Annotated in this window: 3 protein-coding genes; 2 read left to right on the plus strand and 1 reads right to left on the minus strand. The window is 64.3% G+C overall.

Going from position 1 to position 3,299, the window contains the following annotated elements; all coding sequences use genetic code 11:
- Positions 1-104 (minus strand): hypothetical protein (locus WAN71_RS13170; protein ID WP_422225755.1); only part of this gene is annotated, 104 nt, incomplete at its 3' end.
- 66 nt (positions 105-170) lie between these two features.
- On the opposite strand from WAN71_RS13170, the gene WAN71_RS13175 reads away from it, so the two are divergent.
- Together WAN71_RS13175 and WAN71_RS13180 are read left to right on the plus strand one after the other, a co-directional pair.
- Positions 171-2,183: a prolyl oligopeptidase family serine peptidase gene (locus WAN71_RS13175; RefSeq protein WP_422225753.1), complete on the plus strand. Its 2,013-nt coding sequence runs from the start codon at positions 171-173 to the stop codon at positions 2,181-2,183.
- Between the two features lie 347 nt (positions 2,184-2,530).
- A partial coding sequence (locus WAN71_RS13180; RefSeq protein ID WP_422225754.1) for a crotonase/enoyl-CoA hydratase family protein occupies positions 2,531-3,299 on the plus strand: 769 nt, incomplete at its 3' end.

A 3,299-nucleotide genomic window follows, 5' to 3' on the forward strand; every position in this document is an offset into this window, starting at 1 on the left:
CGGCCACCCACTGGTGCTACCCACTCGCCCCCAATGAAGTTGCCGTATCGCGATTCATACGACATCAGCGCCCCAGCGGAACCCGGACGTGCGTAGACGGTCATTAGGGTCAGCTCCTCGTTTGACGGTGTTATACAGATCACAGTACCGCCGCCGCCACAATGAGTCGCATGTCTGGTGATGAGGCGATCGACCCCTATCTCTGGCTGGAGGACATCCTCGGCGAGGACGCATTGGACTGGGTGCGCGCCCGCAACGAGCCGACGGTGACCGAGTTCGCCGGCGACGAGTTCGAGCGCATGCGCGCGCAAGCACTCGAAGTGCTCGACACCGATGCCCGGATCCCCTACGTGCGCCGTCGCGGCGACTATCTGTACAACTTCTGGCGCGACGCCGCCAACCCACGCGGGCTGTGGCGGCGGACCACACTGGACAGCTATCGCAGCGATAGCCCGGACTGGGATGTGCTGATCGACGTCGACGAACTGGCTCGCGCTGACGACGAGATGTGGGTGTGGGCCGGCGCCAACGTCATCGAACCCGATCACACGCGGGCCCTGATCAGCCTGTCCCGTGGCGGCTCAGACGCAGCTATCATGCGTGAATTCGATATGGCCACACGCGAATTCGTCGAGGGAGGGTTCGCCCTTGCCGAAGCTAAGTCCGGATTCAGCTGGGTCGATCCGGACACTCTGCTGATTGGCACCGATTTCGGCCCTGGCTCGCTGACCGAATCCGGCTACCCGCGCATCGTCAAGCGATGGCGCCGTGGGCAACCGGTCGAGGATGCGCAGACGGTGTTCGAAGGCTCGCCCAGCGACGTCATCGCGGCCGCGGGGGTCGACCGCACGCCCGGCTTCGAGCGGACGATGCTGCGACGGGCCCTCGACTTCTTCAACGACCAGATGTACGAGCTGCGCGGTGACGAACTGATCCGGATCGATGCGCCCACCGACGCATCGATATCGGTGCACCGGCAGTGGTTGCTGATCGAGCCGCGCACCGACTGGATCACCGGCAGTGCCAGCTATACCGCGGGCTCGCTGCTGGCCGCAGAATATGACGAATTCCTGGCCGGCACAGCACAGTTGAACGTTGTGTTCGAGCCCGACGCGCACACCAGCCTGCTGCATTACGCCTGGACCCGCGACCGGCTCGTCGTGGTCCTGCTGGCCGATGTGGCCAGCCGCGTCGAGATCGTCACACCGGGCACCTGGCAGCGTCGACCGTTGACCGATGTGCCGACCAATACCAACACCGTTATCGCCGCCGCCGACGACACCGGCGACGAAATCTTCTTGGATTCAAGCGGATTCACGACACCGTCGCGGCTGCTGCACGGGGCGGTCGACGGACCGCTGGAACAGATCAAATCCGCGCCGGCGTTCTTCGACGCCGAAGGCATCACCGTCGCACAGCATTTCGCTACGTCGAACGATGGCACCGCGATCCCGTATTTCGTGGTGCGCCCTCGGGACGCGACTGGACCCGGTCCGACGCTGCTGGGCGGCTACGGCGGTTTCGAGGTCGCCCGCACCCCCGGGTATGACGGCGTGTTGGGCCGGCTGTGGCTGGCGCGCGGCGGCACCTTTGTGCTGGCCAACATCCGCGGCGGTGGCGAATACGGCCCCGGCTGGCACACCCAGGCGATGCGCGCGGGCCGTCATCGGGTCGCCGAGGACTTCGCTTCGGTGGCAACCGATTTGGTGGACCGCGATATCACCACTGTGCAGCAGCTTGGCGCGCAGGGCGGCAGTAACGGAGGTCTGCTGATGGGCATCATGCTGACCAAGTACCCGGAATTGTTCGGTGCGCTGGTCTGTCAGGTGCCGTTGCTGGACATGCGCCGCTTCCATCTACTGCTGGCGGGCGCGTCGTGGGTTGCCGAGTACGGCGACCCGGACGATCCGGATGATTGGGAGTTCATCGCCGAATACTCCCCGTACCACAATATTTCGGCTGACATCGATTACCCGCCGGTACTGATCACCACATCGACCCGTGACGACCGGGTGCATCCGGGTCATGCCCGCAAGACGACGGCAGCCCTGGAAGCCGCGGGCCATCGGGTCTGGTACTACGAGAACATCGAGGGCGGCCACGCCGGTGCCGCCGACAACGCGCAGACCGCGTTCAAGTCCGCGCTCAGTTTCGCGTTCCTGTGGCGGATGTTGGGCACTTGACACCAGTAAGCTGCTGGCGTCACTTCCGTCACAGCCAGCGCCGGAAATAACTTTTTCGACACATGTTGGAAAAATCGGGCGATTTGACTTTCCTGACGGCTACCTAAGGCGTACCTTAAATCCAGCTAAGAAAGATGTGTGGGGAAGGTTAGGGTGGGAGCGCCCAATAGGAGGTCGAGATGACTCCACTCATTGTGACATGCTTCGTCATTGCGGCTCCGGTCGCCGGGCTTGGCCTGCTGGAGTTGCAGGCACGGCTTGAGCGCTGGGATCAGCGACGACATGCTGACGATTAGTTCCGGCACCCGGTAGGGCCGGCAGCTGAGTTGGGCTGTCAGCATTCAGTTATGCCTGCTGCTCAATTCGAAACATTGCTGTACGCGACGGCGGGGCCGGTCGCCACCATCACGTTGAACCGCCCCGACCACCTCAACACCATCGTTCCGCCCATGCCCGACGAAATCGAGGCCGCCGTGGGCCTGGCCGAGCGGGACCCGGAAATCAAGGTGATCGTGCTGCGCGGCGCCGGCCGGGCGTTCTCCGGCGGCTACGACTTCGGTGACGGCTTCCAGCACTGGGGCAAGGCGATGAACACCGCGGGACGCTGGGATCCGGGCAAGGATTTCGCGCTGGTCACCGCCCGCGAGACCGGACCCACGCAGAAGTTCATGGCGATCTGGCGGGCATCCAAACCGGTGATCGCCCAAGTGCACGGCTGGTGCGTCGGCGGGGCCAGCGACTATGCGTTGTGCGCCGACATCGTCATCGCCAGCAACGACGCCGTCATCGGCACCCCGTACAGCCGCATGTGGGGCGCCTATCTGACCGGGATGTGGCTGTATCGGCTCAGCCTGGCCAAGGTCAAGTGGCACTCGTTGACGGGCCGGCCACTGACCGGCGTGCAGGCTGCCGAGGTCGAACTGATCAACGAGGCGGTCCCCTTCGAGCGGCTGGAGGCCAGGGTCGCCGAGATCGCCGCCGAGCTGGCGCGAATCCCATTGTCGCAGTTGCAAGCTCAGAAGCTAGTGGTCAATCAGGCCTACGAAAATATGGGTCTGGCGTCCACCCAAATGCTGGGCGGCATCCTCGACGGCCTGATGCGCAACACCCCCGAAG

The sequence above is a fragment of the Mycobacterium sp. genome, assembly GCF_049280035.1.
Taxonomy (GTDB): domain Bacteria; phylum Actinomycetota; class Actinomycetes; order Mycobacteriales; family Mycobacteriaceae; genus Mycobacterium.